The 12,355-nt window shown below is 71.8% G+C and carries 12 protein-coding genes; 4 read left to right on the top strand and 8 right to left on the bottom strand.

Going from position 1 to position 12,355, the window contains the following annotated elements:
* Positions 1-27: 27 nt before the first annotated feature.
* Both ACIRSS_RS15670 and ACIRSS_RS15665 read right to left on the bottom strand, forming a co-directional pair.
* Positions 28-900: an alpha/beta hydrolase gene (locus tag ACIRSS_RS15670; RefSeq protein WP_400897486.1), complete on the bottom strand. Its 873-nt coding sequence runs from the start codon at positions 898-900 to the stop codon at positions 28-30.
* 118 nt (positions 901-1,018) lie between these two features.
* A complete protein-coding gene (locus ACIRSS_RS15665; RefSeq protein ID WP_400895147.1) occupies positions 1,019-2,323 on the bottom strand; it encodes a cytochrome P450 in 1,305 nt (434 codons plus the stop codon).
* Between the two features lie 180 nt (positions 2,324-2,503).
* Here ACIRSS_RS15665 and ACIRSS_RS15660 point away from each other — a divergent pair, with 180 nt between their 5' ends.
* A complete protein-coding gene (locus ACIRSS_RS15660) occupies positions 2,504-3,322 on the top strand; it encodes an SAM-dependent methyltransferase (RefSeq protein WP_400897484.1) in 819 nt (272 codons plus the stop codon).
* Positions 3,323-3,398: 76 nt separating this feature from the next.
* On the top strand, positions 3,399-5,453 hold the full coding sequence (locus tag ACIRSS_RS15655) for a putative bifunctional diguanylate cyclase/phosphodiesterase (RefSeq protein WP_400895144.1): 2,055 nt from the start codon (positions 3,399-3,401) through the stop codon (positions 5,451-5,453).
* Here the strand turns inward: ACIRSS_RS15655 and ACIRSS_RS15650 are convergent.
* The 3 genes from ACIRSS_RS15650 to ACIRSS_RS15640 form a co-directional block, all read right to left on the bottom strand.
* Positions 5,402-6,295, bottom strand: coding sequence for a DMT family transporter (locus tag ACIRSS_RS15650; RefSeq protein ID WP_400897482.1), 894 nt, complete (start codon positions 6,293-6,295; stop codon positions 5,402-5,404). The genes ACIRSS_RS15655 and ACIRSS_RS15650 overlap by 52 nt on opposite strands.
* Positions 6,296-6,366: 71 nt before the next feature.
* Entirely contained in the window at positions 6,367-7,104 is a 738-nt protein-coding gene (locus ACIRSS_RS15645) for a Long-chain-fatty-acid--CoA ligase (RefSeq protein WP_400895141.1), read from the bottom strand.
* A gap of 53 nt (positions 7,105-7,157) precedes the next feature.
* Positions 7,158-7,877, bottom strand: a complete 720-nt coding sequence (locus ACIRSS_RS15640) for a DUF2786 domain-containing protein (RefSeq protein ID WP_400895139.1) — start codon at positions 7,875-7,877, stop codon at positions 7,158-7,160.
* A gap of 90 nt (positions 7,878-7,967) precedes the next feature.
* Between ACIRSS_RS15640 and ACIRSS_RS15635 the strand changes: the two genes are divergently transcribed.
* Positions 7,968-8,966: a GNAT family N-acetyltransferase gene (locus ACIRSS_RS15635; RefSeq protein ID WP_400895137.1), complete on the top strand. Its 999-nt coding sequence runs from the start codon at positions 7,968-7,970 to the stop codon at positions 8,964-8,966.
* On the opposite strand, the gene ACIRSS_RS15630 is transcribed toward ACIRSS_RS15635, so the two are convergent.
* Entirely contained in the window at positions 8,941-9,498 is a 558-nt protein-coding gene (locus ACIRSS_RS15630) for a TetR/AcrR family transcriptional regulator (RefSeq protein WP_400895135.1), read from the bottom strand. The two genes, ACIRSS_RS15635 and ACIRSS_RS15630, sit on opposite strands and share 26 nt — an antisense overlap.
* On the bottom strand, positions 9,477-10,274 hold the full coding sequence (locus ACIRSS_RS15625; protein WP_400895133.1) for an SGNH/GDSL hydrolase family protein: 798 nt from the start codon (positions 10,272-10,274) through the stop codon (positions 9,477-9,479). The genes ACIRSS_RS15630 and ACIRSS_RS15625 overlap by 22 nt, the downstream gene beginning before the upstream one ends.
* A 109-nt stretch (positions 10,275-10,383) precedes the next feature.
* Here ACIRSS_RS15625 and ACIRSS_RS15620 point away from each other — a divergent pair, with 109 nt between their 5' ends.
* Positions 10,384-10,809: a YybH family protein gene (locus ACIRSS_RS15620; protein ID WP_400895130.1), complete on the top strand. Its 426-nt coding sequence runs from the start codon at positions 10,384-10,386 to the stop codon at positions 10,807-10,809.
* Between the two features lie 3 nt (positions 10,810-10,812).
* Here the strand turns inward: ACIRSS_RS15620 and ACIRSS_RS15615 are convergent, their stop codons facing one another.
* Positions 10,813-12,288 (bottom strand): GAF domain-containing protein, encoded by a 1,476-nt coding sequence (locus ACIRSS_RS15615; protein WP_400895127.1) that lies wholly within the window; start codon positions 12,286-12,288, stop codon positions 10,813-10,815.
* Positions 12,289-12,355 lie beyond the last annotated feature (67 nt).

The following is a 12,355-nucleotide window of genomic DNA, read 5'->3' as shown; positions in this document are numbered from 1 at the left end:
TGAGGGTCGTGCCCGTCCGATCTACCGTTACGGCAGGGTTTTAAGCCAATTTCCCACGACGCCGAAGTACCGCGGCGCGTTCGGGGCGTAGTTGATCGCGTGGCCGTAGCCGTTCAGGATGTACGCCTGCAGCCGCGAAGTGCCGAAGAACGGCGCCTCGGACGCCTGCAAGGCCGCGGGGGACGAGCAGTCGCTGCCCAAGAGCCCGCAGAAGTTCGGGTCGTCGCCGACCACCAGCAGGACCGGAGCGGTGATCTGCTGCGATGCCGGGGTGACCACCGTCGTCAACGTCAGGCTGTCCACCGCCTCCGTCGCGGCGAAAACGTCCTTTGTGGACTCGTCGTAGGCGATCGCCGCGTCGTCGTACGGGCCCGGGGTGTGGAAGGCCGTGTAGCGGGTGCCCGGGTCGGTCGTCAGGTAGCCCGCGTCGCGGCCGGGCGTGGCCGGGTCCAGCGGCGCCGGGCGCATGCCGGCCAGCGTCGGGATCACCGAGACCAGGTTCATCCGGTGCGTCATCCCGGTGACGAGCACGCCGTCGACGTCGCGGTAGCGGCCCGCCTCGATCATCGCCATCGCCGACCCGATCGAGTGACCGCCGATGACCACCTTCGCGAACCGGGGCCGCACCGCCTGGACCACCTGGTGCGCCGCCGTCGCCTGGACGGACGCGCTCAGCAGCGTGCTCAACGGCTTCGAGCTCTGCCCGGTGCCGAGGCGGTCGAGCGCCAGCGTCGCGATTCCGGACCCGTTCACCGCCAACCGGAACGAATGGGTTTCCGGGGTGTAGCCGATGTCCCAATAGGACGCGTTGTACGTGCCGCCGGGGATGAGGACCGCCACCGTCGTCGCCCCGGGCGGGGCGCACAGGCGGCCGTGCATCGTCTGCGGCAGGAGAGCCACCGTGACCGGGACGTACAGGTCCTCGCACGTCGTCGCGAAAGCCGGGGCGGGCACGAAAAGCGTGGCCGCGAACAGCACGAAGACAGCACAAATTCTGCGTAGCACGGGGAAAGTCCTCCTACTGGTGACGGGGGACAGCCGTCATCGGCAGGCTGTCCGGGTAGGCGGCGGAGGTGAACTTCACGCGCACCGCCCGGTCCGGGAGCGGGACCAGCCGCCAGCGCGCGGCCACCGTGGCCACCGTGATGACGATTTCGTTCTGGGCGAAGCGGTTTCCGATGCACTGCCGCCCGCCGGCGCCGAACGGGATGAACGCGCCCTTGGGCAACTGCGCCGCTCGGTCCGGCTCCCAGCGGCCGGGATCGAACCGGTCCGGGTCGGGGAACGACGCGGGGTCGTGGTGCAGGGCGTGCGGGCTGACGATCACCTCGGCGCCCGCCGGGATCCGCGTGCCGCCGAGGTCGACCTCTTCGAGCGTCCGGCGCATCAGCATCCACAGCGGGTAGCAGCGCAGGACCTCGTCGACCACCTGCCGGACGTAGGTCAGCCGCGGCAGGTCGTCGACGGTGACCGGGCGCCCGCCCAGCACCTCGTCGACCTCGGCGTGCACCCGGGCTTCCACGTCCGCGTGCCGGCCGAGCTCGTGGAACGTCCAGGACAGCGCGAGCGCGGTCGTCTCGATGCCGGCGGTGAGCAGCGTGAGCACCTCGTCGCGGGCCTGCTCGTCGGTCATCCCGGCCAGCAGGAGCATCGACAGCAAGTCGCCGTGGTCCACGTTTTCGGTGCGCCAGTCGCGGATCACGTCCACGACGATTCCGCGCATCCGCTCGATCGCTTCGTCGAACCGGCGGTTGCCGGGCACCGGGAGGTTCTCGACGAACTTCGGCGACAACGCGCGAATCATCCCCTGCTGGATGATGAGGTAAATGGACCTCCGGGCTTCGTCGACCGCCTGTTTCCCGATTTCCGTGTGGAACAAGGCCTCGCCGACGATCGTCACGGCGAGTCCCTGCAGGTCTTCGTCGAGCTGCCGCACTTCGCCGGGCCGCCACGAATCGCTCAATTCGGTCGCCGCGCGCCGCATCGTCTCCGCGTACGCGGCCAGGCGGTCGCGGTGGAACGCCGGCTGCATCAGCCGCCGCTGCCGGCGGTGGAAGTCCCCGTTCGAAAGCACCAAGCCGTTTCCGACGAACGGCTTGAACTTGTCGAACATGACGCCCTTGCGGAACTTCGGTCCCGCCGTGACCAGCACTTCGTGGGCGAGCCGCGGGCTGGTGACGAAGTAGGCGGGCATCGGGCCGAGGTGGAGTTTGACGATTTCTCCGTGTTCGTGCAGGGAATCGGTGAATGCGAAGCGTTGCCGCAGCAGTGCCGGAGTGTGCCCGAGAAAAGGCCACCGGCCCGGGGCATCCGGGACGGTCATGCGGACTCCTCGTTACGCCATTGTGTGGATTTCCCAAGGAGACGGCCTACGGTAGGCGCGTCCGGGCGAACGGGACAGTGCCCGATCGGGTGGTGTGCCCTCACGCGGATGGCGCAGTCACCCGCCGTTCGGGAATCGCTAAGCTCTTTCCCGTCCGACGCGGCTGAGAAGGTGTTTTTCGTGACACGATCACCGGAATGGGTACCACCGGGTGTCGATATCTCCGTGCCCAGCATGGCGCGCACTTACGACTTCATGCTCGGTGGCGGCCACAACTTCGCCGTCGATCGCGGGGTGGGCGAGCAGATCGAACGCGCGATGCCCGGGCTGCGCGACGCGGCGCGCGTGAACCGCGCGTTTCTGGGGCGCGCGGTGCGGTTCATGACGGCCAACGGGATCCGCCAGTTCCTCGACATCGGTTCGGGGATCCCGACGGTGGCGAACGTCCACGAAGTCGCGCAGGCGCAGGACCCGGACTGCCGCGTGGTGTACGTCGACCGCGATCCGGTGGCGGTCGCGCACAGCGAACTCATGCTCGCGGGAAACGACCGCGCGGCGATCGTGCAGGCCGACATGCGGGATCCGGAGAAGATCTTCGAATCACCGCAGGTGCGCGAGCTCATCGATCTCGAAAAACCGGTCGGGCTGCTGATGCTGTTGATGTTGCACTGGATCCCGGACGAATCCGGGCCGCTCGACCTCGTGGGCCGGTACGGTTCGGCGCTCGTGCCGGGCAGTTTCCTCGCGATCACCCACGTCACCGGCGACCACCAGGGCGAAAACCTCGGGGAAGCGACGGAAGTGATCAAAGAAAGCCGCAGCCCCGATCAGGTGACGCTGCGGACGCACAGCCAGGTGGCCGAACTGTTCACCGGTTTCGAAATCGTCGAACCGGGACTGGTCGGCTGCGGGGAATGGCGGCCGTCCGGGCCGGCGGACATCTCCGCGGCGGCCGAGATGAACATGCTGGTCTACGCCGGAATCGGCCGAAAGAGCTGAGCGGGCGCCCCAGATGCCGATGATCGAAGAACGACCGGAAACGCCGGCGGGGCCGGATCCGGAACGTGCGCGGACCGTGCTCGCCCGGAAATGGGCGTACCTGCTCAGCGGCGTGACCGTCGTGTCGCTGAGCCGCGAGCTCCTCGACGAAGAACTACGCGGAATGCTCGACACGCTGGTCGAATCCCTGCGCGGCTCGTCCGCGGACACCGCGCCCGCCGAGCGGATCGGCGCGCGGCTGGTCGGGCTCGGCTACGTCGGCGAGCCGGGGCTGCGGTGCACGCTCGACGTCCTCGGGAAGGGCCTGCCGGCGCTGCCGGAACTGCGGCCGGCGGAGCGCTTCACCGAGCGGATCGTGGTGGCGCTGGGCGCGCTTTCCTGCGGGTTCCTGCTCGCTCACGAGCGAAGCGTGCTGGACCAGCAGGAGATCATGCACCTGTCGCTGCTCAAGGCGGTGCGAGACGCGCAGTGGAACCTGAAGCAGAGCGAAGCCCGCTTCGAAGAAGTCGTGACGTCGTCGGCGAGCGGCATCGCGCTGGTCGCCCTCGACGGCCGGATCGTGCGCGCGAACGCCGCGCTGGCCGAGATGCTCGGGCACCCGGCGGGCGAGCTGACCGGGTCGCGGCTGGCCGACCACGTGCACCCGGAGACCGTCGAGGTCCTCCGCGAGGCGATGACGTCGCTCGTCAGCGGTGGCAAGGAACGGATCCGGCAGTCCCAGCGGCTGCTGCGCAAGGACGGCGACGTCGCCCGCATCTCGCTCACCGCGTCACTGCTGCGCGACGCCGAAGACCAGCCCGGCCACTTCGTCGTCGTGGTCGAGGACGGCACCGAGCTGATGCTGCTGCAGGGCGAACTGAGCCGGCAGGCCCTGCACGACGTGCTGACCGGGCTGCCGAACCGCCAGTACTTCGGCACCCACCTCGAAGCGGCGCTGCGGCGGGCGGACCCGGAGTACGGGGTCACGCTGTTCCACGTCGACCTCGACGCGTTCGGCATGGTCTGCAACAGCCTCGGCCGCCGCGTCGGCGAGCAGCTGCTGGTGCACTTCGCCCAGCGGCTGAAGTCCGTGATGGCCCGGGAAAAGGCGATGATCGCAAGGTTCTACGCCGACGAGTTCGGCATCCTGGTCGAGAACTCCGCGACGACGCCGGACATCGCCGCCATCGTCCGCGCGATCAACGACGAGCTGGCCGAGCCGTTCTTCGTCGAAGGGCACGGCCTCGCGTTGTCGGCCAGCGCGGGCGTGGTCCACCGGCCCGCCGAGAGCATCGACCCGGCGGAACTGCTGCGCGCGGCCGACCAGACGCTGCGGCGCGCCAAGGTGCGGCGGCGCGGCCAGTGGAAGATGTTCGACCGCGACGCCGACGCGGAAGACCGCCGGACGCAGGCGCTGGCGGTGGGCATGGCCGGCGCCTGGGAGAACGGCGAGATCGCGGTGCGCTACCGGCCCCTCGCGCGGCTGGCCGACGGCGAGGTCGCCGGGTACGAGGCCCGTCTGCACTGGGATCGGCCGGGCGCCGCGGCCCTGCGGCACGAACGCTGCGCGGAGCTCGCCGAGTCGACCGGGCTCGTGCTGCCGCTCGGCGACTGGCTGCTGCGCGCGGCGGGCCGGCAAGGCGAATGGTGGCGCCAGCGCGCGGGTTCGCGGCTGCCGGTGGTCGCCGGGCTGACCGGCCACCAGGTCTCGGACGACGCGCTCGGCACGCGCGTGACGCGATTGCTGTCGGACACCGGCCTGCCGCCGGAGCAGCTGATGCTCGGTGTTCCGGTCGGCGCGTTGAAGGTGTCTGGCGTCCTCGACAACGTCACCGCGCTGGCCGCCCTCGGCGTGTGCGTCATGCTCGACGAGTTCGGGCTCGGCCCGGACGACCTGCGCGCGGTCGAGGAGCTGCCGGTCGGCATCGTCCGCGTCGACCGCAGGCTCGCGGAGTGGCAGGCGTGGTCGGATTCGACGTTCCTGAGCGCGCTCGTCCCGCTGGTCCGCCAGGTCGGCGCCACGCTGGTCGTGGACGGGATCCACACGGAAGACCAGGCGGACTGGTGGCGAACGGCCGGCGCGGAGCTGGGGACGGGTGACTACTTCGGGGTCGCGAGGGCGCCCGGCGAGCTGGCCGGCAGCTTCGCCTGAGCCGGCCGCCGGCGGGTCAAGCCGACGGCGACCAGCACGACCACCATGCCGCCGAGCACGCGCGGGGACAGCGGTTCGCCGAGGAAGAGCGCGCCGAGGGCGATCGAGACCACCGGGAGCAGGTAGCCGACCGTCGCCGCCGCCGTCGGGCCTTCGTCCGTGAGGACCCGGTAGTTGAGGTAGAAAGTGATCCCCGTCCCGAACACGCCGAGAACCGTCACCGCCAGCACCGCGGTCAGGTTCAGGTGCGGGGCCGTCGTGGCCACCGGCAGCGCCAGGGCCGTCAACGCGGTCGCCGTCATCAGCTGGGCGGCCGAGACCGCGAGCGGCGCTCCGCCGGGTGGCAGTTTCCGGGCCATGTAAGCGAACGCGATCGCGTAGCTGAGGCCGGCGCCGAGCAGCGCCAGCGCGCCCGGGCTCAGCAGCCCCGAGTGCTCCCAGGGCGCGAAGATCACCAGCACGCCGGCGAACCCGAGGGCCAGCCCGGCCAGTCGCGCCGGGCCGAGGCGGCGGTCCGTGCCGAGCAGGACGCCGATCAGCAGCGACCACAACGGCGTCGTCGCGTTCATGACGCCCGCGACGCCCGAGTCCACCGTGCGTTCCCCGATGCCGAAGAGCGCGAAGGGCAGCGCGTTGCAGAAGAACGCGGCGACGATGAGCCGTCCCCACGTCCGGCGGTCGCGCGGGAGCCGTTGCCCGGCCGCGAAGGCCATGACCAGCAGCGTCAACGCGCCGAGCGCGCAACGGATCAGCGTGAGGTGGATGGGGCTCAACCCGGTCAGGGCGAGCTTGATCCAGAGGAAACCCGAACCCCACAACAGAGCCAGCACGGCTGTTCGCATCACGTGATCCACGGTGCCCCAGCGGTCCTATCAGGACAAGTGAAGAGTTCTGGACCCACCGTTAAGCATTGCTACATCGGGTGGTCCATCCAGACGTTCGGCTCGACGTACGTCGCCGTGTCGTAGGCGGTCGACGCGTAGACCGGGGCGATGCCGCCGGGGATGAAGTTCTCGCCGTCTTCGAGCTTCACTCCCGTCCAGGCGCGCCAGTCGGCGAGGGAGCCGGCGAGCGTCACCGCGAACGGGCACACCTTCACCACCCGCGCGCCGAGACGCTCGTGGGTGCGCAGCCAGCGGTCGGCGAGCAGGCCGTCTTCGCGGCGGCGGGCCGCGTACTCCGGCATCGGGACGGCCGGCTCGGCCTCCTTGCCGATCGGGCGGACCGACACGATCAGCTTGCGCAGCCCCGTTTCCGCGGCGCGCGCCTTCAGCGCTTTCAGCATCGGCGCGGCCAGCCCGCGGCCACGCAGGTGTGGCGCGATGACGACTTCCAGCGCGCACAACGCGGTGGGCTCGCGGCCGTCCATCACGTCCTGGGCGGCCCACTCGATCGCCTGGTCCCAGCCGTGGTCGGGCAGTTCGGTGCGGTCTTCCGCCGGGAACGCCAGCGGGACCGACAACGCGCGCGCCATCGGGACGCCTTCGTCGTCGAGGGCGATCAGGAAGTAGCGCGCCCAGTGGCGCAGGAACCGCTCGCCGGTGATCATCCGGCCGCTGGCGCCCTGGTAGATGAACTGGCCGCCGACGTCGCCGAGGGCCAAAGCCGCGTCGAGCAGATCAGGGCGGGAGGCAAGATCGACAACGCGCATGCGCCCAGTGAAGCGAAAAGATCACCCGGCGGACACCGGCATCCGGGCGACGCTCAGCGCAGGGCTTTGAGCCGCCGCGTGAGCGCGGACGGGTCGAGGTTGGCACGCGTGCCGGCGTCGTGGCCGTCGAGGTAGCCGCTGCCCGACAGCCGCCGGGGCGCGGCCGAGCGCAGGTCGCCGTACTCGGCGTCGAACGCGTGCTGCACCATCTGCGCGCGGTCGCGGACGACCAGCTCGGCCGACTTCGCGCCGGGCGCCGCGGTGCGGACGGCTTCCTGCTCGGCCTGCGACAGCCGCTCGTGGACGGCGCGGGCGAAGCCGTGCAGCCAGGTGCGCCGGTAGGCGGCGAGCGACTCGCCGGGGAAGAAGCCGTCCGGCCGGACGCGCGTCAGCTGCGTGCTCGCCTGCAGCAGCAGGCTGGTGAAGAGCAGCTCGACCCGGCCGAGGTCGGAGCGGTAGCCGAAAACGGTGACGCTGTCGACCTTCTGGCCGTAGCGGTGCAGCAGCGTCCGGCAGCGCAGCGGGTAGGCGACCGAGGTCAGCAGGCTCGCCTTGTCGCGGCTGTAGGGGTCGTTCATCGGGATCTTCAGCGTGCCGATGTCATCGGAGCTGGCCCCGGACGCGGCGAGCATCGCCTGGTCGATCCCGTACCGCGCGACCAGCTCGGCGGCCTTCTTGTTGTAGGCCTCGGCTTCAGCCTCGGTGACCGCCGGGTCCTCGGCCTTGGCCAGCAGCTTGCGGATGCGCTCGAGCTGCGGGTCTGACTCGGTCATGGAGGGCAGGGTATTCGATCAGGTGTTCGGACGCGCGCACCGGGGGTCGGCGTGTCCTGGAACACTGGACGGACGACCGGAGGGGGAGCGGTGGATCTGGAGATCGCGCGATTCGACCCGGCGGCGGCCGACATGGCCGCCTGCCACGACCTGCTGGTGGCGAGCCACCACGTCGATCTGCCCGGCGAGCCCCCACTGCCGTTGGCGGAACTGGTGGGGCGGTGGGCGCGGCCCTTGCCCGGTATGGGGACGGCCGAACGCTGGGTCGGGTTTCGCGGCGACGACCTCGTCGCGCTGGCCCAAGTGAACTTCCTCGACGCCGAGAACAGCGCGATCGGGGTGACGCACATCGTCGTGCACCCGGCCGCCCGGCGCGCGGGGATCGGCGGCGCGATGCTGCGGGCCGTGCTGCCCGCCCTCCGAGAGCGGGGCCGACGGGTCATCGAGGGCTGGGAGGTCGTCGCCGGCACCGCGGGCGAGCGGTGGGCCGCGGCCATGGGTTTCCGGCGGGTGCGCACGGTCGTGCGGCAGGCGCTGGTGACCGCCAAGGCCGACCCGTCGCGCTGGGACGTCCCGGTTCCGGCGGGCTACCGGCTGCTGTGGTGGGCCGGCGGCGCGCCGGACGCCGTGCTCGATTCCTACGCCGCCGCGCGAGGCGCGATCCACGACGCCCCGCTGGGGGAGTCGGACTACCGCTGGCCGCGGTGGTCGCCCGCGCGGGTGCGGGCCGCCGAAGCCGAGGCTCGGGCGCAGGGCCTCGAGCAGCGGATCGTGGCCGCGGTCCACGAGCGCACCGGGGACGTCGCCGCCTTCACCGAAGTCTGCGTGCACCCGCGCCGCCCGGACTGGGGGTACCAGCGGGACACCGCCGTGGTGGCCGCGCACCGGGGTCGCGGCCTCGGCCGCAGCGTCAAGGCGCACATGGTGCGGTGGCTGCTCGCCGAGCGGCCCGCACTTGCGCGGATCGGCACCACCACCGGTGCCGAAAACGCGCACATGATCCGCGTCAACCGGGAAGTCGGCTTCACGACGCTGCCGTCCATGATCGCCGTGCAGCGGGCGGTCAGCCCAGGTACGCGTCCAGCGTGACGGCCAGCGCCGACTCCGGGGACGGCGCGAAGCTCGCTCCCGCCAGCCCGCCCCACAGCCACAGCTGCGCCAGGCCGTGCAGCGCCGCCCACAGCGACGCCGCGACGAGCCGCAAATCGGCGCCGGACCGCGCGAGCGGCGTCGGGACCGCCGCCACCAGTACCGCGAACGTGTCGAACACCGCGCTCGCCGCCGCCGACAGCGCCGGGTCGTCCGCGTCGACCAGGTCGCGGCGGAACATCAGCTCGAACATCGCCGGGTTGGCCAGCGCGAAGTCGAGGTAGCTGTGGCACGCGGCGGTCAGCCGCTCGCGCGGCGAGTTGCCCGGCAGCGTGTCCCGGCGGGCGAGCAACTCCGCGTACCCGCGCGTCGCCACGGCGGACAGCAGCTCGGCGCGGCCGGAGAAGTGCCGCAGCGGCGCGCCGTGCGAGACGCCGGCCGCCTTCGCGATCCCGCGCAGCGTCACCGCCTCGACGCCGCCGTCCACCAGCAGCTCGGACGCGGTGTCGATCAGGCGTTGCCGGGTGCCCACGCCTCGTCCAGGGTCATCGGGAGCAGGTCCGGGCGCTTCGGGAAGAAGCCGTCGCCGGGCTGGCGGCCGATCATCCGGTTGCGCGTGCGCGTCACCGCGACCGGCAGGACCTCGCGCAGCAGCCAGTGCACGTCGGCGCGCCAGCTGCCGGGGGCCGCCGCGCCGGGCAGGGGTTCGAGCCACGCGGGGTCGTGGCTGACGCCGAGCAGGCCCAGGACGTACGCGGCGAGCCGGCGGTGGCCGTGCGCGGACAGGTGCAGCCGGTCGGTGCCGAAGTACCGCGAGTCCGTGACGGCCTGGTCGGGCCACAAGTCGATCAGCAGGGCGCCGTAGCTGACGGCGGCTTCGCGGATGGCCTCGTTGAGCGCGACGATCCGCGGCCGCATCCGGCGCCCGAGCGGCATCCGGTGCGAGACGTCGCTGAGGGTGAACGTGACGACCACGGGCGAGATCTCCGTGCACGCGCGGACGGCGGCGTCGACCCGCCGGGCGACGGTCCGCGCGTCCCACCCGCGGCTCATGACGTCGTTGCCGCCGCCGAAGAGGGCGACGAGGTCGGGTGCCAGCCGCGTCGCCGCGGGGACCTGCTCGGGGACGATCTGGTCGAGCCGCCGCCCGCGCACGGCCAGGTTGGCGTAGCGGAAGCCGGGCTCGTCCTGGGCGAGCCGGGCGGCGACGAAGTCGGCCCAGCCCCGGTAGGCGCGCTGGTCCGGGTACGGGTCGTCGAGTCCTTCGGCGCAGCTGTCGCCGAGGACGACGAAACGGTGGTAGCTCATTCCGATCTCCGTAACCCGTGGTTCACCTTGTGGACACTGTCTATCAAACTTCTGTAGACGGTGTCTACTTCGGTCGTCACAATCAGGGGTCCGGGTTCGTCGGAAGGGCATGACACGCGAATCGGAAGTCGCCCGGCACATCGGCAAGATCATCGACGGACTGCGGGCCAAGGACCTCGACGCGCTGCGGGAGCTCTACGCCCCGGACGTCGTGTCCTTCGACGTCGAGCCGCCGCTGCAGCACGTCGGGGTCGACGCGAAGCTGAAGAACTGGGCGAAGGTGTTCGCCATCTTCGAGACGGTGGACTACGAGCTGCGCGACCTGGACGTCACGGTGAGCGCGGGCCTGGCCGTCGGGCACGGCTTCGGCCGGGTCAGCGGGACGCGGCCCGGCGGGACGCCGGTCGCGGGCATGTGGGTGCGGGCCACCTTCGTCCTCCGCGAGACCGGCGACGGCTGGGTGATCGTCCACGACCAGGCGTCCGTGCCGTTCGACATGGCGACCGGCACGGGCGTGACCGACCTCGAGCCGTGACGCTCAGGCGAGCCGGGCGCGGTGGGCCGAGACGGCGGCCCGCCGCGGGTCGGCCGCCGGCAGCGTCCGCAGCAGGGCGTCCAGCACCGCGAAGTCGTCGACGCCGCAGGCGGTCTCCCAGAACGACCACAGCACGCCCGGGTCGCCGCTGTTCAGCGCCACCTGGCGGACCTGAGCCGTGAGCGTCTCGCGCTCCTCGCGGATCGCGGGGGCCTCCGACTCCGGCAGCAGCGGCCCGCGGAAGAGGTCCAGGACATCGGACGGCGACCCGGTGCGCAGGCGCGCCTTGGCTGTGGCGAAGTCCGCGTCGACGTCGGCCGCGAGGCGGTACGGGCGCGTCTGCACCACCGAGGCGCCCAGCTGGGAGCGCAGGCGGTGGATCTCCGCGCGGACCGTCACCGGGTTGCCGGTCTCGCCGTAGAGCTGCAGGGCCAGGCGTTCCGCCGAAAGGCCGTTCGGGTGCAACGCGAGCAGCGTCAGGATCTCCGCGTGCCGCAACGTCAACGGGATCTCACGACCGTCCACAGTGGTCACGTGCGGGCCGTCCGACAGGTACTCCAGCCGCAGCCGCGACCGTTGGCTGCCACCACTGCCGGAAGCGAGCCGGAGCAGGTAGCCCTCGTCGAGCGGCTCCACCGTCGCGAGGCGGCCGTCGGGCAGGGCGACCGTCCCGCCGCCGCGTCGGATGTCCACTGTGGACGGCAGCAGGCACGCCTGGGCGGCCAGCACCCGGCCGCCCGCGGAGAGCAGCGCGCCGGGGCGGCCGCGCAGGGCCTCCAGGTGCGGCATGTTGACGCGGCGCAGGCGTTCGTCGCGGATCGCGAGCTGGGCGCGCAGCTGGCCTTCGGCGAGCTGGGCCGTGGCCGTGACCAGCGAGATCATCGCCGGGTGCACCGTGCGCAGCGGTCCGCTGACGTCGATCGAGCCCAGCAGGACGCCGGTCTCGGGGTCGCGCACGGGCGCCGCCGCGCACGTCCACGTGTGGTAGCGCCGGACCAGGTGCTCGGCCGAGTGGATCTGCACCGGCTCGCCGGTGGCCAGCGCCGTGCCCATGGCGTTGGTGCCGATCGCCGCCTCGCTCCACCGCGTGCCTTCGGTGAGCCCGACGCGGTCGCCGCGCAGCAGCTGGGCCGCCGCGCCCTCGCGCCACAGGATCAGGCCTTCGGCGTCGGTCACGATCATCACGTGCTCGGCGTCGTCGGCGATGCTCACCAGCATCTGCCGCAGCACCGGCAGCACCGGGGCCAGCGGATGGGCTTCGCGCAGCGACGAAAGGGCGTCCGAGGAGTAGACGAACGGGGCTTCGCCCTCGTCCGGGTCGACGCGGGCGGCGAGCGAGCGGTTCCACGAGTCGTGGACCACGGAGCGTGGCGGCCGCGGCCCGGGAACGCCCTGGAGCACCGCGTCGCGGACGTGCTCCAGCAGCCGCGCGTAGGACTCGGGGTCCCGCAGCATCTCCGGTTCGGGCGCCTCTGCCACGTCCTCCAGGGTAGAGAGCCAGCTCACAGCGCTGCAACGCGCGTGCAACGTTGCCGCGCCTACCTTC

Origin of the sequence: Amycolatopsis sp. NPDC101161, assembly GCF_044768185.1 — a bacterium.
Taxonomy (GTDB): Bacteria; Actinomycetota; Actinomycetes; order Mycobacteriales; family Pseudonocardiaceae; genus Amycolatopsis.
This window is presented reverse-complemented; position numbering and strand designations above follow the sequence as displayed.

Coding starts and splice junctions, on each gene's coding strand:
- ACIRSS_RS15665 (WP_400895147.1), bottom strand. CDS start 2,323: ATGACCGTCCCGGATGCCCCGGGCCGGTGGCCTTTTCTCGGGCACACT.
- ACIRSS_RS15650 (WP_400897482.1), bottom strand. CDS start 6,295: ATGCGAACAGCCGTGCTGGCTCTGTTGTGGGGTTCGGGTTTCCTCTGG.
- ACIRSS_RS15645 (WP_400895141.1), bottom strand. CDS start 7,104: ATGCGCGTTGTCGATCTTGCCTCCCGCCCTGATCTGCTCGACGCGGCT.
- ACIRSS_RS15640 (WP_400895139.1), bottom strand. CDS start 7,877: ATGACCGAGTCAGACCCGCAGCTCGAGCGCATCCGCAAGCTGCTGGCC.
- ACIRSS_RS15625 (WP_400895133.1), bottom strand. CDS start 10,274: ATGAGCTACCACCGTTTCGTCGTCCTCGGCGACAGCTGCGCCGAAGGA.
- ACIRSS_RS15620 (WP_400895130.1), top strand. CDS start 10,384: ATGACACGCGAATCGGAAGTCGCCCGGCACATCGGCAAGATCATCGAC.